Annotated in this window: 25 protein-coding genes; 8 read left to right on the top strand and 17 right to left on the bottom strand. The window is 39.0% G+C overall.

What is annotated here, in order from left to right; all coding sequences use genetic code 11:
* Positions 1-6 precede the first annotated feature (6 nt).
* From yihA to KX581_RS01050, 7 genes are all read right to left on the bottom strand, one after another.
* Entirely contained in the window at positions 7-633 is a 627-nt protein-coding gene (gene yihA, locus KX581_RS01080; RefSeq protein WP_108334699.1) for a ribosome biogenesis GTP-binding protein YihA/YsxC, read from the bottom strand.
* Positions 630-1,181, bottom strand: coding sequence for a lipopolysaccharide transport periplasmic protein LptA (gene lptA, locus KX581_RS01075; RefSeq protein ID WP_231175343.1), 552 nt, complete (start codon positions 1,179-1,181; stop codon positions 630-632). Before lptA ends, yihA begins: the two co-directional genes overlap by 4 nt.
* A complete protein-coding gene (locus KX581_RS01070; protein ID WP_000831006.1) occupies positions 1,181-1,774 on the bottom strand; it encodes a hypothetical protein in 594 nt (197 codons plus the stop codon). Before KX581_RS01070 ends, lptA begins: the two co-directional genes overlap by 1 nt.
* Entirely contained in the window at positions 1,749-2,243 is a 495-nt protein-coding gene (locus tag KX581_RS01065) for a KdsC family phosphatase (RefSeq protein ID WP_000593684.1), read from the bottom strand. Before KX581_RS01065 ends, KX581_RS01070 begins: the two co-directional genes overlap by 26 nt.
* Positions 2,240-3,184, bottom strand: a complete 945-nt coding sequence (locus KX581_RS01060; protein ID WP_120871936.1) for a septal ring lytic transglycosylase RlpA family protein — start codon at positions 3,182-3,184, stop codon at positions 2,240-2,242. Before KX581_RS01060 ends, KX581_RS01065 begins: the two co-directional genes overlap by 4 nt.
* Positions 3,184-4,302, bottom strand: coding sequence for a lytic transglycosylase domain-containing protein (locus KX581_RS01055; RefSeq protein ID WP_180514379.1), 1,119 nt, complete (start codon positions 4,300-4,302; stop codon positions 3,184-3,186). The genes KX581_RS01060 and KX581_RS01055 overlap by 1 nt, the downstream gene beginning before the upstream one ends.
* A gap of 80 nt (positions 4,303-4,382) precedes the next feature.
* A complete protein-coding gene (locus tag KX581_RS01050) occupies positions 4,383-5,147 on the bottom strand; it encodes a TatD family hydrolase (protein WP_120871933.1) in 765 nt (254 codons plus the stop codon).
* A 75-nt stretch (positions 5,148-5,222) separates the two neighbouring features.
* Between KX581_RS01050 and ribE the strand changes: the two genes are divergently transcribed.
* Genes ribE through metI form a run of 4 tightly spaced genes read left to right on the top strand, consistent with a single transcriptional unit; the run spans position 5,223 to position 7,770 of the window.
* On the top strand, positions 5,223-5,843 hold the full coding sequence (gene ribE, locus KX581_RS01045; RefSeq protein WP_180629005.1) for a riboflavin synthase: 621 nt from the start codon (positions 5,223-5,225) through the stop codon (positions 5,841-5,843).
* Positions 5,844-6,116: a FlhB-like flagellar biosynthesis protein gene (locus tag KX581_RS01040; RefSeq protein WP_001044047.1), complete on the top strand. Its 273-nt coding sequence runs from the start codon at positions 5,844-5,846 to the stop codon at positions 6,114-6,116.
* Between the two features lie 21 nt (positions 6,117-6,137).
* On the top strand, positions 6,138-7,121 hold the full coding sequence (locus KX581_RS01035; RefSeq protein WP_231175342.1) for a methionine ABC transporter ATP-binding protein: 984 nt from the start codon (positions 6,138-6,140) through the stop codon (positions 7,119-7,121).
* 1 nt (position 7,122) lies between these two features.
* On the top strand, positions 7,123-7,770 hold the full coding sequence (gene metI / locus KX581_RS01030) for a methionine ABC transporter permease (protein WP_000625454.1): 648 nt from the start codon (positions 7,123-7,125) through the stop codon (positions 7,768-7,770).
* A gap of 191 nt (positions 7,771-7,961) precedes the next feature.
* On the opposite strand, the gene KX581_RS01025 is transcribed toward metI, so the two are convergent.
* Genes KX581_RS01025 through wecA form a run of 3 tightly spaced genes read right to left on the bottom strand, consistent with a single transcriptional unit; the run spans position 7,962 to position 10,006 of the window.
* Positions 7,962-8,393, bottom strand: a complete 432-nt coding sequence (locus KX581_RS01025; RefSeq protein WP_120871927.1) for a hypothetical protein — start codon at positions 8,391-8,393, stop codon at positions 7,962-7,964.
* 9 nt (positions 8,394-8,402) lie between these two features.
* Positions 8,403-8,999, bottom strand: a complete 597-nt coding sequence (gene lpxF / locus KX581_RS01020) for a lipid A 4'-phosphatase (protein ID WP_164866305.1) — start codon at positions 8,997-8,999, stop codon at positions 8,403-8,405.
* Positions 8,999-10,006 (bottom strand): undecaprenylphosphate N-acetylglucosaminyl transferase WecA, encoded by a 1,008-nt coding sequence (wecA, locus tag KX581_RS01015; RefSeq protein WP_120871923.1) that lies wholly within the window; start codon positions 10,004-10,006, stop codon positions 8,999-9,001. The genes lpxF and wecA overlap by 1 nt, the downstream gene beginning before the upstream one ends.
* 135 nt (positions 10,007-10,141) lie before the next feature.
* On the opposite strand from wecA, the gene pdxJ reads away from it, so the two are divergent.
* The 4 genes from pdxJ to flgG all read left to right on the top strand — a co-directional run bounded on the left by pdxJ (position 10,142) and on the right by flgG (position 14,746).
* Entirely contained in the window at positions 10,142-10,930 is a 789-nt protein-coding gene (gene pdxJ / locus KX581_RS01010; RefSeq protein ID WP_120871921.1) for a pyridoxine 5'-phosphate synthase, read from the top strand.
* 1 nt (position 10,931) lies between these two features.
* A complete protein-coding gene (pdxA, locus tag KX581_RS01005; RefSeq protein ID WP_120871919.1) occupies positions 10,932-11,855 on the top strand; it encodes a 4-hydroxythreonine-4-phosphate dehydrogenase in 924 nt (307 codons plus the stop codon).
* A 217-nt stretch (positions 11,856-12,072) separates the two neighbouring features.
* Positions 12,073-13,095 (top strand): tRNA (adenosine(37)-N6)-threonylcarbamoyltransferase complex transferase subunit TsaD, encoded by a 1,023-nt coding sequence (gene tsaD / locus KX581_RS01000; protein WP_231175341.1) that lies wholly within the window; start codon positions 12,073-12,075, stop codon positions 13,093-13,095.
* Between the two features lie 862 nt (positions 13,096-13,957).
* Positions 13,958-14,746 carry a flagellar basal-body rod protein FlgG gene (flgG, locus tag KX581_RS00995; protein ID WP_000946437.1) on the top strand — a complete coding sequence of 263 codons (789 nt, stop codon included), beginning with the start codon at positions 13,958-13,960 and terminating at the stop codon, positions 14,744-14,746.
* Between the two features lie 99 nt (positions 14,747-14,845).
* Here flgG and KX581_RS08305 read toward each other — a convergent pair whose 3' ends face one another.
* From KX581_RS08305 to nusB, 7 genes are all read right to left on the bottom strand, one after another.
* Entirely contained in the window at positions 14,846-15,169 is a 324-nt protein-coding gene (locus KX581_RS08305; RefSeq protein WP_120862603.1) for a p24 family protein, read from the bottom strand.
* Positions 15,157-15,447 (bottom strand): hypothetical protein, encoded by a 291-nt coding sequence (locus KX581_RS08300; RefSeq protein WP_331273811.1) that lies wholly within the window; start codon positions 15,445-15,447, stop codon positions 15,157-15,159. The genes KX581_RS08305 and KX581_RS08300 overlap by 13 nt, the downstream gene beginning before the upstream one ends.
* 32 nt (positions 15,448-15,479) lie before the next feature.
* Positions 15,480-15,764, bottom strand: coding sequence for a DUF3944 domain-containing protein (locus tag KX581_RS08295; protein WP_331273810.1), 285 nt, complete (start codon positions 15,762-15,764; stop codon positions 15,480-15,482).
* Between the two features lie 343 nt (positions 15,765-16,107).
* A complete protein-coding gene (locus KX581_RS00985; RefSeq protein WP_000071328.1) occupies positions 16,108-16,248 on the bottom strand; it encodes a hypothetical protein in 141 nt (46 codons plus the stop codon).
* 84 nt (positions 16,249-16,332) lie between these two features.
* A complete protein-coding gene (locus KX581_RS00980; protein WP_000323696.1) occupies positions 16,333-17,094 on the bottom strand; it encodes a YaaW family protein in 762 nt (253 codons plus the stop codon).
* Between the two features lie 266 nt (positions 17,095-17,360).
* A complete protein-coding gene (locus KX581_RS00975) occupies positions 17,361-18,104 on the bottom strand; it encodes a YaaW family protein (protein ID WP_165561322.1) in 744 nt (247 codons plus the stop codon).
* Between the two features lie 125 nt (positions 18,105-18,229).
* Positions 18,230-18,646, bottom strand: a complete 417-nt coding sequence (gene nusB, locus KX581_RS00970) for a transcription antitermination factor NusB (RefSeq protein ID WP_000235751.1) — start codon at positions 18,644-18,646, stop codon at positions 18,230-18,232.

The raw sequence follows: 18,646 nt of genomic DNA, 5'->3' as shown, positions 1-18,646 counted from the left end.
TGCGGCTTATAATGGGTTAGTGAGCAAGTATTTCAAAAGGGTTTGGCGCACTATTTCAAGGGTTGGGTATTTTGAAGAAAGAGCGTTAAAATGGGTGGTATTGATTAAAAAAGGTTTAGGAGCGTTTAAAAAAAGGCGGTGTTGCTCGTTTTTATTCAACTTGTCAAATTTCGTAAAAAGAGTAAGGTAGGCTTGATCGGGCCTTAAAAGGGCTTGAATATTTTCTTTAGCGTTTTTATCAATTTCTAAGTCCAAATGGCGCGCATCCACCAAGTGGATAAAAAGTTTGATTGAAGTCCTAACGCTCAACAATTCCCATAAAAACCCCTCCCATTCTTTTTTCAAGCTTTTAGAAACTTTAGCGTAGCCAAACCCGGGCAAATCAATCACATTAAAAGTGGCCCTTAAAGCGTTTTCTTTATCTTCCCAAGTGGTGGAAAAAAAATTCGCTAAGCGGGTTTTTCCCGGCGTCGCTGAGCTTTTAGCGAGATTTTTCCCCAACAAGGTATTAATAAACGAGCTTTTACCGACATTGCTGCGCCCTAAAACCACCATTTCAGAAGTCAAACTCGCAGGGCATTGAAAAAGTTGGCTTGAAGAAGTGAGAAAATGAGCGTCTTTAATGGCGATCATGGTTTTTCGCCTTTCTTCTTCAATTTGGCCTTACGATTTTCTTCATTAATATCTTCCATATCAAACACGAATTTAGCGGGCCGTTTCGCGCTCCCCAACACGTCAGCATACCCCTTAGTTTTGTTTAAAATGATTTCATCACCGGTGATGACATTAGATTTCCCCACTTCTCTAACCACCGCATTTTGCAATAATTTGTATTCCCCATTCAACGCGTTATAAATGAGCTTGTCAGCGCTCCCGCTGATTTCACGATTATCCTCTGTAAAGATGTTAAAATGCGTGTTCCCTGTAGCTTCATAACGCTCTGGCTTTCGTTTATCGTTTAAAAACACGCTCACCTTATCCGCAAACAACCGATCTTTACCTTTTTTGATCTGCACATTGCCTTGAATGATGGCGGTTTTGGTTTTGTCGTTCGCTATAAATTGGTTGCCGGTAATCTCTAAAAGCTCTCTTTCTTTTTTCAAACCTTTATTATCTGTTTTTTGAGCGCTCATCACGCTTAAAATGCCAAGACAACACACAAGAACACACCACCAACGCATTAAAACCCTCCTTTAAAAGTGGGGAATTTTTTCTTTTCTTTCTGGCTTTGTTTGATTTCATCTAAGAATAAATTAGCTTGAATGCTTTGAGCTTCAATAATGGCTAAAGCATGCGAATAAGAAATGTCAAGCCCTTCAACCTTGCTATCCTTTGAAGTGAGAATGAAACGGCCCTTGCCTTTAAAATTTTGCTCTTTGTGGTTATAAATCCCTGTTTCACTCCAAAAACTAGAATCATCGCTTCTTTTATAAGTTACCCCATTAGGGAAGAAATACAAATCCTGCTGCCGTTTGGCTTTAGGGGATTCAACGCTTTCTATCGTGTCTTCATCATAGCGCTTGATTTTGGAATCAAAAAAGATCTCATGATCATCATATTGCAGAGCTTTTTTGCCTTCTATAGACAGATCAAGGATTTTATCGTTGATTTGAAACGCTTTAAAATTTTCTAATTCAATTTTAGGGATATTTTCTTTAGAGACCACGCTAGTGGGTTGGGAACGCAAAAAGAAAAAAACTAGCCCTATCGTGATGAAAGACAAAACCACAAAAAAGTTTAAAACGCTATTAGAGGTAAAGCTTGAGCGCTTCATCTTGCAAGCCTTCTAATGTTAAAAGATAATCAATCGCTTCCCTAACGGCCCCCTTGCCCCCTGAATTTTGCAACACTTTATAGGCTTTGCTTTTAAGCAAGGGGTGCGCATCAAAAGGAGCGAAACTCAAAGCGCATGCCTTAAACATGCCTAAATCGTTATAATCATCACCTACGCATGCGATTTCTTGTGCACTCAATTGCAAGTCTTTTTTGAGCCGCTCCACAACCACGCTTTTATTTTCAACGCCCATAAAAACAAATTGAACGCCCAAACTCTCCATGCGTTTTTTCACCATGATTGAAGTTCTTCCTGTAATGATAGCGATTTTTTTGCCTAATTTTTGCCATAGCGTCATGCCAAGCCCGTCTTTGACATTGAAAGCCTTGAACTCGTGAAAATTTTCATCAAAATACAACGACCCGTCCGTGAGCGTGCCATCCACATCTAAAAGCAATAACTTAATCATTCTCTCGTTAAAACCGCATTCTGGTTATATTTTTTCATAAAATCCCTAGCCTCTTCTTCGCTTTGAAACCCTTGAACTAAAACTTTATACAAATCGTCTTTAAAAGCAACCTTGACGCTGTAATTTGGATTCTCTGCTTGCAATTTATCCGCTAAAGTTTGAGCGCCTATTTGGTTTCTAAAAGCCCCCATTTGTAAAGAAAATTTCCCTCCGCTCACGCTTTTTTCGCTCTCGCCGACTTTAAATTCCTTGTGTAAGATCTTTGAAGAGCTGGCGTTAAAGGATTGTTCGTATTGCGTGGAGATAATCCCACCAAAACCCAAAACAATGAGACGCACGCTGGCCGTGCCTTTTTTAACCATGTCAATATCCCTAGCGGCCGCATTAGACAAATCAATGATGCGATCGCTCACAAAAGGCCCTCTATCATTAATGCGCACAATGGTGCTTAAGTTATTATCAACATTGATGACTTTCACCACGGTGTTCATGGGTAAAGTCTTGTGCGCGGCGGTGTGGGCATACATGTTATAAATTTCCCCATTACTGGTTTTTTTGGCATGGAAATTGGGGCCATACCAGCTCGCAACGCCATCAAATTTTTCGCCTAAATCCACTTTAGTGGGGTAATACCACTTGCCTCCCACTTGATAAGGGCGCATGGTGGCTCTTTGGATCGCGCTAGAATCGCGCATGCCGTTATCTAGGGGTTGTTTTGTATTGCTATCTTGCGAATCGGAGTGGCGTTTGAAATGGCGTTCAAAAAAATTGCGTTTATAGGCGGCTTTTTTGGTTGTCGGATCATAGTCTTTAGCGTTTTCATAAGCGCGCAAGCTTTCATGCTTGTAAGACAAATTCCTTACCCCCTCTTTTTTAACCGCACAAGCACTAATCAAAAAAATAACGCCTAAAAAACAAACTTTTTTTAACGCCAAACCCATTAAAATTCCCTTGTAGCGAGTAATTTTTTGTTAGTGGGGATGATTAAGCGCTGGTGGATAAAGATATTAGAATCTTTGAGGTTATTGGCTAATTGGATACTGGAAATACTGACTTGATAGCGTTTAGCGATAGAAGACAAGGTTTCTTTAGGCAAGACCACATGGGTGATAAAAGGGCTTTTTGAACTGGCTTGAATGCTTTTATTTTGTTTGAGCTGGCGTTGTTTGAAAAGGGCGAGTTTTTCATAAGGGATATAAATGGTATAAGTGGGGTCTTTAGAGGGCAGAATGTTATAGCGGAATTGGTGGTTGTAGGATTTTAAGGTTTCTAAACTCAAGTTTAAATTCTTAGCCACCTGGACTAAAGAAGTGTGCCTTTTAAACGGAACGCCCACTAAACTCACCCTCGCCCCACGATTGAGCAGATATTCTTTATCTTTGAGGTTGTCTAGGCTGTTGAATTTCAACGCCAGGCTTAGAATGGAGCGGATATACTCTCGTGTTTCTTTAGGGAGGTATTTCTTATCTTCATCCAACAAAATCTTAATGTCTGAAGTGCCGGCGGCTTTAATAGCGTTTTGAACCTTGCGTAAGCCGTAATTATACGCCATAGCGACCAAATACCATTCCCCGGTTTGTTTGTAGAGCCGTTTCAAATAAGCGATCGCCGCTTGAGTGCTTTTAATGGGGTCTCTTCTTTCATCAATGTAATGATTGACCTTAAGCCCTAATTCTTTAGCCGTGCTTGGCATGAATTGCCAAATCCCTACCGCTTTTTTCCTGCTATAAGCCCTTGATGAAAATTTAGACTCTGCCATGGCTAAAAACAAAAATTCTTGTGGCACGCTCGCTTCTATGAGCATGTTTTTGATGATAGGGATGAACTGGTAATTCACATCAAATCTTTTGACTAACTTTTTCCATTCTTCTTCTTTATTCATTTTTTTTAAAGCGTTTGGCATTTGGGATAAAAAGCCCGCATTAACCCCAAAAGCCTCTAGCGCTTTGGTGTCAATATTAGATTCAAAAGCCATTTTCGCATGGCCTAAAGAAGCCAATAAAAGGGTAACAAAAAAAACCAACCATTTTTGACTAAAACACTTCATTCTTTTTGACATCACATCCTGATAACTATTCAGCTTTTAAACAGCCTTGATTATAACTAAACTTGAATAACGCTTTCTAACAAGCCTTAATTTTAGGGGAAACTAAAGAGCGTGTGAGCGTTATGCGTGCTTAAAGAAGCGAGCTCTTCAGTCTCTATGTTGATGATTTCGGCAATTTTTTGAGCGATTAAAGGGATATAAGTAGGGCTATTTCTGGTGCCTCTAAAAGGGTGTGGGGTTAAATAGGGCGAATCCGTTTCTAAAAGAAGCCTGTTTTTAGGAATTTTAGGGAGGATCTCTACCAGTCTTTTAGCGTTTTTAAAAGTGCTAACCCCTCCTATCCCATAGTAAAAACGATCGCTCAATTCCAAAAGCATGCCATCAGCGTTAAAGCAATGCAACACCCCAAAAGCCTTAGGATAGCTTTTTAAAATATTCAAACTATCAAAACTCGCCTCTCTAATATGGATGATCAAGGGCTTATTGTGTTGGATAGAAAATTCAATCTGTTTGGTAAAAATTTCTTTTTGCTTGCTTTTATAATTTTCTCTTTCATTTAATTCAGGCAAGCGGTAGTAATCCAGTCCGCATTCGCCTATCGCCACGCATTTTTGATGCCCAACAAACTTTTCAAACAGGCTTTCATCAAAACTCTCCACATCATAAGGGTGAGCGCCTATGGCAAAAAACACGCCTTCAAATTTTTCACTAATCTCTATTGCTCTATTCAAATCCTTCATGTCCGCACCCGGAATCACGCATTGAGTAACGCCTTTTTCTAGGCTTTCTTTTAACACTTCTTCTAAATCGTTTTCATAGTCCTTATGATCCAAATGGCAATGCGTATCAATAAACATGCTTTTATCCTAATGGTTTTATTTAATATGTTACAATATTTAAGCATTTTAACATAAGGAAAATAATCATTAACGATGTTCAGCGGTCTAATCCATCAAATAGCTAAAGTGAAAGGTTTCCAAAACAATATTTTAAACATAGAGAGCGATCTCAATCCCAAGCTTGGCGATAGCATTGCGATCAATGGGGCGTGTTTGACCGCCATAGAAAGTTCAAAAACGCATTTTAGCGTGGAATTGAGCCAAAAAACCCAAAACAGCGTAGCGTTAGAAAATTACAAGGATTTAGTCCATATTGAGCCAGCCCTAAAAGCTGATGCGAGTTTGGATGGGCATTTTGTGCAAGGGCATATTGACGCTATTGGGGTCATTGAAAAAATCATTCACAACGCTAATCAAGTGGATTTTTTCATCAGCGCTTCTAACGAAACGCTTTTATTGTGCGTTGAGCAAGGCTCTATCGCCATTGATGGGGTGAGTTTGACTTTAAGCAAGGTAGAAGAAAAAGGGTTTTGGCTAACGATTATCCCTTACACTTTAGAAAACACCCTTTTTAAGACTTATAAACTCAAACGGCGCGTAAATATTGAAACGGACATGTTGGTTCGTAGCGTTGCGTCTATTTTGAAAAAAACAAAAGGGTTTGAAAAAAATTTCTCTTGGAATGACGCCGATTCTTTGACCTTAGGGTATTAGATGAATAAAACCATAAAAGCCGCCGCCCTAGCCTATAACATGGGGCAAGATCATGCCCCAAAAGTGATCGCAAGCGGGGTGGGCGAAGTGGCTAAAAGGATCATTCAAAAAGCTAAAGAATATGATATAGCGCTCTTTTCTAATCCCATGCTAGTGGATTCGCTTTTAAAGGTGGAATTAGATTGCGCGATACCTGAAGAATTGTATGAAAGCGTGGTGCAAGTGTTTTTATGGCTCAATAGCGTGGAAAATAACGCGCAAATGTCCAAGTGATCGGGATGTAAAGTTAAAACGATGGTAGTAGAATTAAAAAACATTGAAAAGATTTATGAAAACGGATTCCATGCTCTAAAAGGCGTGAATTTGGAATTGAAAAAAGGCGATATTTTAGGCGTGATAGGCTATTCAGGGGCGGGGAAATCCACGCTCATTCGCTTGATCAATTGCTTGGAACGCCCCAGTTCTGGCGAAGTTTTAGTCAATGGGGTCAATCTGTTAAAATTAAAGCCTAAAGAATTGCAAAAAGTGCGCCAGAAAATAGGCATGATTTTCCAGCATTTCAATTTATTGAGCGCTAAAAATGTGTTTGAAAATATCGCTTTCGCTCTAGAAATCGCCCGATGGGAAAAAACCAAGATTAAATCAAGGGTGCATGAATTGTTGGAATTAGTGGGGTTAGAAGATAAAATGCATTTTTATCCTAAACAGCTCAGCGGTGGGCAAAAACAAAGAGTAGCCATTGCTAGGAGTTTAGCGAATTGCCCTGATTTATTGCTTTGCGATGAAGCCACATCCGCGCTGGATTCTAAAACCACGCATTCTATTTTAACGCTTTTAAGCGGCATTCAAAAAAAGTTTGATTTGAGCATCGTTTTCATCACGCATGAAATTGAAGTGGTTAAAGAATTGTGCAATCAAATGTGTGTGATCAGCAGCGGTGAAATTGTGGAAAGAGGCTCGGTAGAAGAAATTTTTGCTAACCCTAAACATGCCGTTACTAAGGAATTGCTTGGCATCAAAAACGAGCATGGGGATCAAAAATCGCAAGACATTTATCGCATCGTGTTTTTAGGGGAGCATTTAGACGAGCCGATCATTTCTAATTTGATCAGGCGTTTTAAAATAGATGTGAGTATCATTTCAGGCAACATTGAAGAGCTTACGACTAAAGATATAGGGTATTTAGTGGTGCGGTTTTTAGGCAGCACCACAGAGACTCAAAGGGCTTTAGAGTATCTAAACGCTTTAGGCTTACAAGTGGAAAAATTAAAGGATTAAAATGATTTCTCAAATGCTCATTCAAGCCACGCTAGAAACGCTTTATATGGTGTTTGTGGCGAGCTTTTTGGCGGTTGTTTTTGGCTTGCCTTTGGGGGTTTTATTGTTAGTGAGTAAAAAAGGGCATTTGTTAAACAAACCCCTTTTGCATAAGATTTTAGACACTTCTATCAACATGACTCGCTCTTTCCCTTTTATCATTCTCATTATTTTGCTCCTGCCTCTATCGCGCTTTTTGATTGGCACGAGCATTGGCTCTAGTGCGAGCATTATCCCGTTAGCCATTTCAGCTATTCCTTTTGTCGCAAAGCTTTTTGAAAATTCTCTAATGGAAGTAGAGCATGGCAAGATTGAAACCACTTTAAGCTTGGGAGCGTCTCATTTGGAAGTCATTAAAATGATGCTTTTAGAGAGCCTGCCTTCTTTAGTGAACAATATCACCATCACCTTAATTTCTTTAATAGGCTATTCGGCTATGGCGGGAGCGTTAGGGGCTGGGGGCTTGGGGGATTTAGCCATTAGGATTGGCTATCAAAGTTATAGGGGCGATGTGCTTTTTTATGCGGTGGTCGTGATCATTGTTTTAGTGCAAATCATTCAAAGCACAGGGGATTATGTGGTGAAACGCCTAAGAAAGCATAAGTATTAGGGATTTGGCTCTCATCAAATACGAATATTCAAAGCCAACTTTAATACGCTTTGGCTTTTTAAATAGGATCGCTAAGCTTTGTTTGTGGCGAAACTCAATTTTCTAAGAACGCTTTTAAAAGGTTACCGCTCAAACTGAATTAGAGCTTTTTACGATGAATATTCCATTAAATTCTCATGCAACAATGGGCTTTATTTTGCGCCGTTGATAAATTTATCCATCTGTTTTTCTAAGTCTATGATTTGGGTTATCGCTCCCTCTAAAATTTCAAAATTTTTAGCGTTTTTTGGGGCAATACATGCAAGCTTATTGGAAGCTTTTTCTAACGATCGGAGGTTTTTAAGCAAGGTTTTTAAAACTTCTACGCTTTTAAAATCCTTCTCAAAATAATCATCAAATTGCTGTTCTGTTTGAGACAAGTTCTCTAAAAAAGCGCTTTGAAGGCGTATTTGGGTGCGATCATGCCCGGTTTCTATGCAGGTTTTATAAGCTTGATGGATCGCAGTCAAAACTTCTTGGGCTTTCAAAAAAGCCTTTGAAAGCTCAACGATGATTTCATAATGTTCGCCCTCTGCTTTTAAAAACCCTAAAAAGAGCGAAATGAATAATAACTTTTTTAGCACTTTATCCCTTTACCATTGATAAGAAAAGCTCACCCCATAGCGGCTACTGCCCTTAAAATCGCTAGAAATTTCAGGATAGAGCATCCATTGCTTAGGTTTGTAGCGTGAAGTGAATAAATAAGCAAACCCCCATGCGATAAGGCTGCCAATCGTAACTTGCAAGATCGTGTGTTGTCTTGCCACCACTCTGCTAGCATCAGTGAGGATTGCAAGAGCGATCACAGGAAGAGCCGGCTTCCACCCATAACGGTAATACACAAACCCAGCCGCGCTAAACGCCCCCCCAGCATGCCCGCTTGGCATGCCTCTCCAAGAATTACAACATGGGCGTTTGGCAAATTCCACTCTAGCCCCATCTTTATGGGCGGTGCTAAAAGCTCCTTTAAGGCCATAAATCACTCCTTGAGTGACTAATGTGCCGACCGCTAATTCCCCTAACCCTCTATAATCGCGCATCGCCAAACTGACCGTGCCGACAAAAATAGGTAAAAACCTAAGTACATCGCCAATCTCTTCTAAAATGTATGCCCCCTCATTGATCGGCTCACTCCTTAAAGGATAGACCCATAAGAGCAGGATCAAAAAAAGATTTTTGAGCTTTTTCATTAAAACGCTCGCTTTCCTAAGGTGCAAACTTGCCTGTTCAAATAAGCATAGCCCATTAAATAGCATGCGATAAAGACCAGGCCAATGACAATGAGCGCGTAAGGATTTAAGCGGAATAAGACGCTGATTAAAATAAAAGGCAGGTTGCACAGAATAAGGATAAACGCGCACAAAGGGTTGGGGTAATTGAAAGAGCGTTGTTGCAAGAATTTAAATAAAAGGGTGTGCAAATGCAAATTGTCTGGCATGGTGGCTTTCTGGCGTTTTATTTTGCGCCTTAGGATACTAAAAAGCACCTCTATGACCGGATAAAGCATTAAATTGAGCCCAAAAAACACGCTGATTTTTTGCTCTAAACTCAAATGTAAAAGGGAAATCCCGCACACCAAACCCAAAAAATACGCCCCCCCATCGCCTAAAAAAATCTTTCCTAAAGGGAAATTTAACACCATAAACCCAAGCACCATGTAAGCTAGCAAACAAGACAAACTGCTAGGGTCTATATAATGAATGACTAAAAGCACAATTGCGCAAATCCCTGATGCCAGCCCGTTAAACCCGTCAATGATATTGATAGCGTTACTGATACCCACTAGCATAAAAACAGCGAATAAAAAAGCGATAAAATAAGGCAAGCTAAAAAGGGGCGAAAAATCGCTCACCACTAAAGGCGTTGATGAGATGATGCAAACAACCCCTACGGCTTGTAAAATAAGGCGTATTTTGGGGCTTAATGAAAGGTTAATGTCTTCTAAAAAACCGCTCAAAAACACTAGCGATAGCCCTAAGAAAACAAAAAACCCCTTAAAAGGCGCTTCAAAAGGCTCAAAAAGATAAGCTAACACAAAAGAAAGAAAGATCCCAAGCCCCCCGGCTCGTGGGGTTCTTGCATGATGGAAGCCTTGTATTTTATTAGCGTTATCCACAAAGAGCATGGATTTTTTAGACCACAGAACAATCAAAGAGCAAATAAATAAACTGGTTAAAAAATATAGCACCCACAACACTTTTTATTGGATTTAATTGGTATTTTGTTTTGGGTATTATAGCAAAAGATAGCTTGATGATAAAATCTTATAGGTGTAAGAGGTGGGTTTTATGTTACAATTCCAAAAATCATTATTATAAAATAAAGGATAGTCATGCGTTTTGGATTGAATATTGATCACATTGTTACTTTAAGAGAGATAAGAAAAACTTACGAGCCTGAAATTTTAGAAGCCTTATTCATCGCTAAAAACACCCATAAAGTGGATTTAATCACCATCCATTTGAGAGAAGACAAACGGCACATTCAAAATGAAGATGTTTTGAAGTTGCTTGAAATAAGCCCCTTGCCTATCAACATTGAATGCTCTATTAATGCTGAAATCACTGATTTTTTATGCTCTTTGAAAAATAAGCCCAGTAAAGTTACGATCGTGCCTGAAAACAGGAATGAGGTTACGACAGAGGGGGGGTTGGATTGCTCATTAAAGGGTTTAGGAGAGGTGATTAGAGCGTATCATAATAAAGGCATTGAAGTGTCTTTGTTTATTGATCCTTTAAAAGACGCTCTGCATTTTGCAAGGGAGTATCAAGTCAAGCAAGTGGAGTTCCACACTGGGGTGTATGCGAATTTGCACAACGCTTTATATTCTAACGCTAACAATCAAATCCATGCCATTAGCGCGCTCAAAGACAAAAGCCCTAAAGAACTGAAAGAAGAATTGCATAACGCCTTTTTGCAATTAAGAAGAATGAGTAAAGAAGCGTTTTTTATGGGCATCACGGCGTGCGCAGGGCATGGGTTGAATTATTCTAACGTGAAAGAATTGTTAAAAATCCCCTCTTTAAGAGAGCTTAATATCGGTCATAGCGTGGTTTCAAAAGCGGTTTTAGTGGGATTAGAAAAAGCGATTTTAGAAATGGCGCAACTTATTAAGCGATAAAATGGCTAAAAAGAAAATTGCGATCAGTTGCGGGGATGTTCAAGGCGTAGGCTTAGAATTGATTTTAAAAAGCCATAAGGAAGTGAGCGTGCTTTGTGAGCCGTTGTATCTCATTGATGGCGAACTTTTAGAGCGGGCCAATCAATTGCTTCATAACGCTTATGAAACTAAGACGCTTAACACGATCGCTATTGATACCCCCTTACCTTTATTAAACTCTAGCACGATAGGTAAAGTCAGCGCTCAAAGCGGGGCGTATAGTTTTGAGAGTTTTAAAAAGGCTTGCGAGTTAGCGGATAATAAAGAAGTGGATGGCATTTGCACTTTGCCTATCAACAAACTCGCATGGCAACAAGCTCAAATCCCTTTTGTGGGGCATACCGATTTTTTAAAACAACGCTATAAAGATCATCAAATCATCATGATGCTTGGGTGTTCTAAACTCTTTGTGGGGCTATTTAGCGACCATGTGCCTTTAGGGGCGGTTTCTCAACTCATTCAAGTGGGAGCGTTAGTCCGGTTTTTGTTAGCGTTTCAAAAAAGCACTCAAGCTAAAATCGTTCAAGTGTGTGGTTTTAACCCCCATGCGGGCGAAGAGGGCTTGTTTGGGGAAGAAGATGAAAAGATTTTAAAAGCCATTCAAAAGAGCAACCAAACGCTGGGCTTTGAATGTTTTTTAGGGCCACTGCCGGCTGATAGCGCTTTTGCCCCTAATAAGCGCAAAATAACCCCCTTTTATGTGAGCATGAGCCATGATGTGGGGCTAGCCCCTTTAAAAGCACTCTATTTTGATGAAAGCATCAATGTGAGTTTGAACGCTCCCATTTTACGCACTTCCACTGACCACGGCACGGCGTTTGACATTGCTTATCAAAACAAAGCGAGCAACAAAAGCTATTTGAATGCGATCAAATACTTAGCTTAAAGGCTTTTTCTAAAAAAGGGGCTTATTTCATTCAAAGCTTTAATTTTAGATTTCATCTCTTTATTCTTCATGCTCAATGTTTAATTCTAGCTTTCTATTCATTGGTATTTTTGTCATTGGTGTTTTTGTAAATCCACTTTTTAGTTTTGGTTTAAAGGCTTTAGAGTGTTGCTAACAAGGTATAATTCAAGCAAAAACACCACCCAAAGATAAAGACATGATTTTAAGCATTGAAAGTTCTTGCGATGACAGCTCTTTAGCCCTTACAAGAATAGAGGACGCCAAACTCATCGCTCATTTTAAAATCTCTCAAGAAAAGCACCACAGCTCTTATGGGGGCGTTGTGCCTGAGCTTGCATCGCGCTTGCATGCTGAGAATTTGCCGCTCTTATTAGAACGCGTTAAAATCAGCTTGAATAAGGATTTTTCCAAAATTAAAGCCATCGCTATCACCAATCAGCCAGGTTTGAGCGTTACTTTAATAGAAGGTTTGATGATGGCAAAAGCCTTGAGCTTGTCTTTGAATTTACCCTTAATTTTAGAAGACCATTTGAGAGGGCATGTGTATTCGCTCTTTATCAATGAAAAACAAACCTGCATGCCTTTAAGCACGCTCTTAGTTTCTGGGGGGCATTCTTTGATTTTAGAGGCTAGAGATTATGAAGACATTAAAATCGTTGCCACGAGTTTAGACGATAGCTTTGGGGAGAGTTTTGATAAGGTTTCTAAAATGCTTGATTTGGGCTATCCAGGAGGTCCCATAGTGGAAAAATTAGCCCTTGATTATGCGCACCCAAACGAGCCTTTAATGTTCCCTATCCCTTTAAAAAACAGCCCGAATCTGGCTTTTAGTTTTTCAGGTTTAAAGAATGCGGTGCGTTTGGAGGTTGAAAAAAACGCCCATAATTTGAATGAAGCGATCAAACAAAAGATTGGCTATCATTTTCAAAGCGCGGCTATTGAGCATTTAATCCAGCAGACTAAACGCTATTTTAAAACCAAACGCCCTAAAATTTTTGGCATTGTGGGAGGAGCGAGCCAGAATCTTGCTTTAAGAAAGGCGTTTGAAAACTTGTGCGATGCGTTTGATTGCAAGCTTGTTTTAGCCCCTTTAGAATTTTGCAGCGACAATGCCGCCATGATAGGGCGATCCAGCCTAGAAGCTTATCAAAAAAAGCGCTTTGTCCCTTTAGAAAAGGCTAACATTTCGCCAAGAACGCTGTTAAAAAGTTTTGAGTGAATGGATACAAAAAGAAAGCGCATGATAAAACGCCCTAAAATTTATCAATCTTTTATCTGTATTTGAGAGATTAAATTTGAATAAAAGCGCATTAAAACTGAATTAACGAGTAAGCAAAAGCCTTGAAACGCTTGACAAGATACAAGAATAAAGTCCCAAGCGTAACGCTTGTTATTTTGAACCTATGGTTATAATAATATTTTATTTATTGTCATTATTCTCAAATTTTTTATAAGTTTTAAGCTAACTTTAATGATTATTGTATTATAGTTTCATCATAAAAAAGGGTTTAAAAAATCCTTAAGAGCTATTAACTCTCAAGGATTTGTAGTTTAGTATAGTGGTGTTGCGAGCACTATTAACACCACTATAATCATGATTAATTTCATGCTTATCTCCTTTTAAATTTTAATTTATGGCGTGTTTCTTAACATGCATTATTATTCTTCAAACCATTAGCTCCTAACCTAATGGTTTGAAGTAGCATGCAAAAACACAGCCACATGTTTTATTATATCATAAAATTAATATTGTTCAGTCTAAATCCCAGATATTAAGCATAAAATAAAATCTTTATAAACTACTGATCTCAATCTGAATTTTGGCGTACTTACTTGCGAAAAGCATAATATTACAAGACACTGAGAAGAGTAGAGTTAATTCTACTAACAAGGTTTTTACAGCATTTAAAAATGCTAACGCATTCATTTCAAACGCTAAAGGCGTTTATAAGATTTCTGCATGAGACTAGGTTTAAATCTTTTTTAAACCTTTTTATTAAAAAAGCGTTTCAAGTTTAGTCAAATTTAATCTTATTTTTGTTATAATTCTAGGTTGTTAAGTTTTAGTTTAAAGGGAAAAAATGCTCCGCTCTCTCTATAGCGCCACTTCAGGGATGCTCGCCCAACAGACGCATATTGACACCACTTCAAACAATATCGCTAATGTCAATACCACCGGGTTTAAAAAATCTCGTGCGGATTTTAACGACTTGTTTTACCAAGCGATGCAATACGCCGGCACCAACACAAGCAACACGACTTTATCGCCAGATGGCATGGAAGTGGGCTTAGGCGTGCGCCCTAGCGCGATCACTAAAATGTTTTCGCAAGGCAGCCCTAAAGAAACGGAAAATAATTTAGATGTCGCCATTACGGGCAAAGGCTTTTTTCAAGTCCAATTGCCTGATGGCACCACCGCTTATACAAGAAGCGGGAATTTTAAACTAGACGAGCAGGGCAATCTTGTAACAAGCGAGGGCTATCTTCTCATCCCTCAAATCACTTTACCTGAAGACACCACGCAAGTAAATATCGGTGTGGATGGCACGGTGAGCGTGACTCAAGGCTTGCAAACGACTTCTAATGTGATCGGGCAAATCACTTTGGCTAATTTTGTCAACCCGGCGGGGCTTCATTCTATGGGGGATAATTTGTTTTCAATCACCAATGCTAGCGGCGATGCGATTGTGGGCAATCCGGATTCTCAAGGATTGGGCAAGTTAAGGCAAGGCTTTTTGGAGCTTAGTAATGTGAGATTGGTAGAAGAAATGACGGATCTAATCACCGCTCAAAGGGCTTATGAAGCCAATTCTAAAAGCATTCAAACCGCTGACGCCATGCTCCAAACAGTCAATTCTCTCAAACGCTAAAAGGGGATTTTACTCTCCTTAACGCTCTTTAACCTCTTGCTCCCTTGTTGTTTTTGTGCTTGGGGTGGTTTTGTGTTTTGGAGCGGTTGTTGCCATTCTTTAATTCTTGTGGCTAGGGTTTTTAAGGTTTTCAACACCGCTTTTTGGGTTGTTGCTTGATTGGTGTTTCCTTTTCATGTAAAAAACAGCTAAAACAGCTAGACCAATGAGAATACAAAAAATAATAACTAAATACCACATTTTCTTTTCATTCGCTTCTTGTTCCGCTTTTAATCTTGCTTCTCGTTCCGCTTTCAATTTTTTGCGTAAGGTGGCAACCAAAACGCATGCAGGCACGGTTACCCTATAAGCCGGCCCTGCAAGATTGACGCTCACTAACGCACCTGTAATGACCCAACCAATAGGCCCAGCTAAAATGCCCAAAGTTTTTTAAGCGCGACTTTACCCACCACAGACGATAAACCATGCCCTAGAGTTTGTCTTACCATTGCATCTGCAACAGATACAGCCAACGCATAAGAATGAGAGCCACCCGCTTTAAACAGCGTTAAAGTAGATGCGATTAGGACTTGTTTGTTCTCACCAATCACTTTATCAATATTTGTCATGCCCAATTCATCGCAGAGTTCTTTAATCTCTTTCCCACTCATTTTTTCTAAACTACCTTTCAAAAGTTTAGAAAGCATGTTTTTCTCAATCAAAGAGGTTGGAGATTCTTCATGGTAATTAACCTTTAAATGATCGCACGCATCGCACAAAATCTCTTTGTATAAGACCCCTTCGTTTCTAAAAAATTAATAAAAGTATTGCCCCCATAACACTGCAGTTCTTCAGCGATTCTTCTGGGGTATTTGGCGTAATCGCTACCACACCTTTTATATTCTGTTGAATTTGTCAATTCTTCATTCATTCTTAGTGTGCCATCTTCATCATAAACAAGCACATCAAACAAATCTTTCAAATCATTAGAGCTTAATCGCTTTAAAAATGCCAAGTCGCTATCGTATCTGTATGCCATGCAATCCCTTTAATTTATTTCTACCGCTCGCTCAAATCCCACCAACCCCCTTTTTAGTGATTAGTGATTACAGCATCATTTTTTAAAATCATGTCTAACGCCCTAAAAGGCTCAAGCACACCAGCTAACTGTGCATGAATATTGTGTTACAAATGCTAATGGGCTTTATTGATTTTACAACCAAAGAATAATAATAATTAAAATATTTTGATACGCTTATCATTTTGGATACGATAAATCTGATTTGAAAGTAGGAAACTATTGATTTTTCTTTAGGTATAATTTAATGAAACGCTATTTTGATTTTTGGCACAAGAAACCCCCTCCTTTAACTCTCTAACCCTTACTTTTTATCGTTTTTATGCTCGTGGTTAGCGTTGCATTGATTAGCCTGGTTTTGGCTATTTTTTTGACAACTTTCGTTGTTTTGGTTTTTAGCATCACCTTTTTGATTGTGGTTTTGATTACTGCAACTGTTACTCATTGTGTCTCCCTTAAATTAAAATAAAAACTAGATGCGTTTTCGCATCTAGGTCTCCATTCTATACCCTTTTCCCTAAAAAAAAGCTTAAATGGATTCTATTTGCAACGACTTCTTATCTTCACTGGCTTGCTGTGTTTTTAGGCGTAAAGTGGCAACCACAATGCATGCCGGTATGGTTACCCTATAAGCCGGCCCTGCAATATCAATCGCTGTCCATACGCCTGTAATGATCCAGCCAACAGGGCCTGTTAAAAAGCTCAGAGTTCTTGTAAGCACTTGATTGCCCGCAAGCGATAAACCACGCCCTAGAATGGTTTTTGCGACCGCATTCGCAACAATGACAGCTAATTGATAAGATTTAAAGCCTCCCATTTTAAACAGCGTTAAAGTCGCCGCGCTTAAGGCTTGTCTGTTTAAATTGTCCGTGTTTTTTATGGACAATTCATCGCACATTTCTTTCACTTCTTCATCATCCATTTCTTCCAAACTTCTTTCTAAGATTTTAGAAAGCATGTTTTGTTCAATTAAAGTCGTTTCAGTTTTCTTGTTGTAATTGACCTTTAATTTATCGCACACATCGCATAAAATCTCTTTGTATAAGACTCCTTCGCCTTTAATGAAACTCGCAAAACTATTGCTCCCATAGTATTGCAACTCTTCAGCGATTCTTTCTGCGTATTTAGCGTAGTCATCGCCATGCCTTTTGTATTCTATGGAGCTTGTGAGTTTTTCATTGTGTCTTTTTTCGCCGTCTTTACCAAAAACAAGCACCTCAAACAAATCCAATAAATCACTAGATTCCAGTTGCTTTAAAAATTCCAAGTCTCTATCATATTTGTATGCCATATTATTCCTTTATATTGTTTTATCACTTATTAAAAACAAACGACTTTTCGCACCCCATCGCTGTTTTTCTAAAGTGGTTACTGATTTTAATATCATTTGTCTAAAACTATACTTAATATTCTAAAAAGGCTTAAACTCAAAAGCCCAACGCTCTTAGCTCTATAGATTGCTTTAAAGCATCAATTCTTTTAAACGCTAAAAATAAAATCCAGACATTTTATAGCGTCTAAGTTTATATTGTATTTTTAAGAAAGGTTTAAAAAGAGTTAAAGAAGATTTTTAATTTCGTTTGCTTGTGTTTTTAGGCGTAAAGTGGCAACCACAATGCATGCCGGTATGGTTACCCTATAAGCCGGCCCTGCAATATCAATCGCTGTCCATACGCCTGTAATGATCCAGCCAACAGGGCCTGTTAAAAAGCTCAGAGTTCTTGTAAGCACTTGATTGCCCGCAAGCGATAAACCACGCCCTAGAATGGTTTTTGCGACCGCATTCGCAACAATGACAGCTAATTGATAAGATTTAAAGCCTCCCATTTTAAACAGCGTTAAAGTCGCCGCGCTTAAGGCTTGTCTGTTTAAATTGTCCGTGTTTTTTATGGACAATTCATCGCACATTTCTTTCACTTCTTCATCATCCATTTCTTCCAAACTTCTTTCTAAGATTTTAGAAAGCATGTTTTGTTCAATTAAAGTCGTTTCAGTTTTCTTGTTGTAATTGACCTTTAATTTATCGCACACATCGCATAAAATCTCTTTGTATAAGACTCCTTCGCCTTTAATGAAACTCGCAAAACTATTGCTCCCATAGTATTGCAACTCTTCAGCGATTCTTTCTGCGTATTTAGCGTAGTCATCGCCATGCCTTTTGTATTCTATGGAGCTTGTGAGTTTTTCATTGTGTCTTTTTTCGCCGTCTTTACCAAAAACAAGCACCTCAAACAAATCCAATAAATCACTAGATTCCAGTTGCTTTAAAAATTCCAAGTCTCTATCATATTTGTATGCCATATTATTCCTTTAATTTGATTTCTATCGCTCGCTCAAATCCCACCAACCCCCTCTTTAGTGAAGTGATTAGTGATTAGTGATTAGTGATTAGTGCATTATTTTTTAAATTTAAATATAAAACGCCCTCAATTCAAGGGTTTTTGAGTGAGTTTTTTGCTCAAAGAATCCAAGATAGCGTTTAAAAATTTAGGGGTGTTAGGCTCAGCGTAGAGTTTGCCAAGCTCTATGCATTCATTGATGATGATAGGGTTTTGTGTGGGCGTGAAGCCAATTTCATACGCTCCTAAGCGTAAAATCGCCTTTTCCATGCTCCCTAATCGCTTGAAATCCCAGTCTTTTAAATGCGGTTCGATGAGAGCGTCAATTTCATTGATTCTTTCTAACACGCCATTAAAAAGGCTTAAAGCGAAAGCGAGCTGGTTGTTTTTAATCTTTTTTTCTTCTAACATGCTGGAAGCGATTTTTTTAATTTCTTCATTACCGCTCTCAAACGCATACAACAGTTCAACCACAGCCCCCCTGGCTTGAGTTCGTGTCGCCAT

Origin of the sequence: Helicobacter pylori (genome assembly GCF_021062735.1) — a bacterium.
Lineage (GTDB): Bacteria > Campylobacterota > Campylobacteria > Campylobacterales > Helicobacteraceae > Helicobacter > Helicobacter pylori_DN.
This window is presented reverse-complemented; position numbering and strand designations above follow the sequence as displayed.

Excerpts from the sequence above, each read along its gene's own strand:
- lpxF (WP_164866305.1), bottom strand. The coding sequence starts at position 8,999 with ATGAAAAAGCTCAAAAATCTTTTTTTGATCCTGCTCTTATGGGTCTAT.
- flgG (WP_000946437.1), top strand. The coding sequence starts at position 13,958 with ATGCTCCGCTCTCTCTATAGCGCCACTTCAGGGATGCTCGCCCAACAG.
- KX581_RS01065 (WP_000593684.1), bottom strand. The coding sequence starts at position 2,243 with ATGATTAAGTTATTGCTTTTAGATGTGGATGGCACGCTCACGGACGGG.
- KX581_RS01050 (WP_120871933.1), bottom strand. The coding sequence starts at position 5,147 with ATGTTTATTGATACGCATTGCCATTTGGATCATAAGGACTATGAAAAC.
- KX581_RS01070 (WP_000831006.1), bottom strand. The coding sequence starts at position 1,774 with ATGAAGCGCTCAAGCTTTACCTCTAATAGCGTTTTAAACTTTTTTGTG.
- ribE (WP_180629005.1), top strand. The coding sequence starts at position 5,223 with ATGTTCAGCGGTCTAATCCATCAAATAGCTAAAGTGAAAGGTTTCCAA.
- metI (WP_000625454.1), top strand. The coding sequence starts at position 7,123 with ATGATTTCTCAAATGCTCATTCAAGCCACGCTAGAAACGCTTTATATG.
- KX581_RS01035 (WP_231175342.1), top strand. The coding sequence starts at position 6,138 with ATGGTAGTAGAATTAAAAAACATTGAAAAGATTTATGAAAACGGATTC.
- yihA (WP_108334699.1), bottom strand. The coding sequence starts at position 633 with ATGATCGCCATTAAAGACGCTCATTTTCTCACTTCTTCAAGCCAACTT.
- KX581_RS01040 (WP_001044047.1), top strand. The coding sequence starts at position 5,844 with ATGAATAAAACCATAAAAGCCGCCGCCCTAGCCTATAACATGGGGCAA.
- KX581_RS01060 (WP_120871936.1), bottom strand. The coding sequence starts at position 3,184 with ATGGGTTTGGCGTTAAAAAAAGTTTGTTTTTTAGGCGTTATTTTTTTG.
- KX581_RS00975 (WP_165561322.1), bottom strand. The coding sequence starts at position 18,104 with ATGGCATACAAATATGATAGAGACTTGGAATTTTTAAAGCAACTGGAA.
- pdxA (WP_120871919.1), top strand. The coding sequence starts at position 10,932 with ATGGCTAAAAAGAAAATTGCGATCAGTTGCGGGGATGTTCAAGGCGTA.
- nusB (WP_000235751.1), bottom strand. The coding sequence starts at position 18,646 with ATGGCGACACGAACTCAAGCCAGGGGGGCTGTGGTTGAACTGTTGTAT.
- KX581_RS00980 (WP_000323696.1), bottom strand. The coding sequence starts at position 17,094 with ATGGCATACAAATATGATAGAGACTTGGAATTTTTAAAGCAACTGGAA.
- KX581_RS00985 (WP_000071328.1), bottom strand. The coding sequence starts at position 16,248 with ATGAGTAACAGTTGCAGTAATCAAAACCACAATCAAAAAGGTGATGCT.
- pdxJ (WP_120871921.1), top strand. The coding sequence starts at position 10,142 with ATGCGTTTTGGATTGAATATTGATCACATTGTTACTTTAAGAGAGATA.
- KX581_RS08295 (WP_331273810.1), bottom strand. The coding sequence starts at position 15,764 with ATGGCATACAGATACGATAGCGACTTGGCATTTTTAAAGCGATTAAGC.
- lptA (WP_231175343.1), bottom strand. The coding sequence starts at position 1,181 with ATGCGTTGGTGGTGTGTTCTTGTGTGTTGTCTTGGCATTTTAAGCGTG.
- KX581_RS01055 (WP_180514379.1), bottom strand. The coding sequence starts at position 4,302 with ATGTCAAAAAGAATGAAGTGTTTTAGTCAAAAATGGTTGGTTTTTTTT.
- tsaD (WP_231175341.1), top strand. The coding sequence starts at position 12,073 with ATGATTTTAAGCATTGAAAGTTCTTGCGATGACAGCTCTTTAGCCCTT.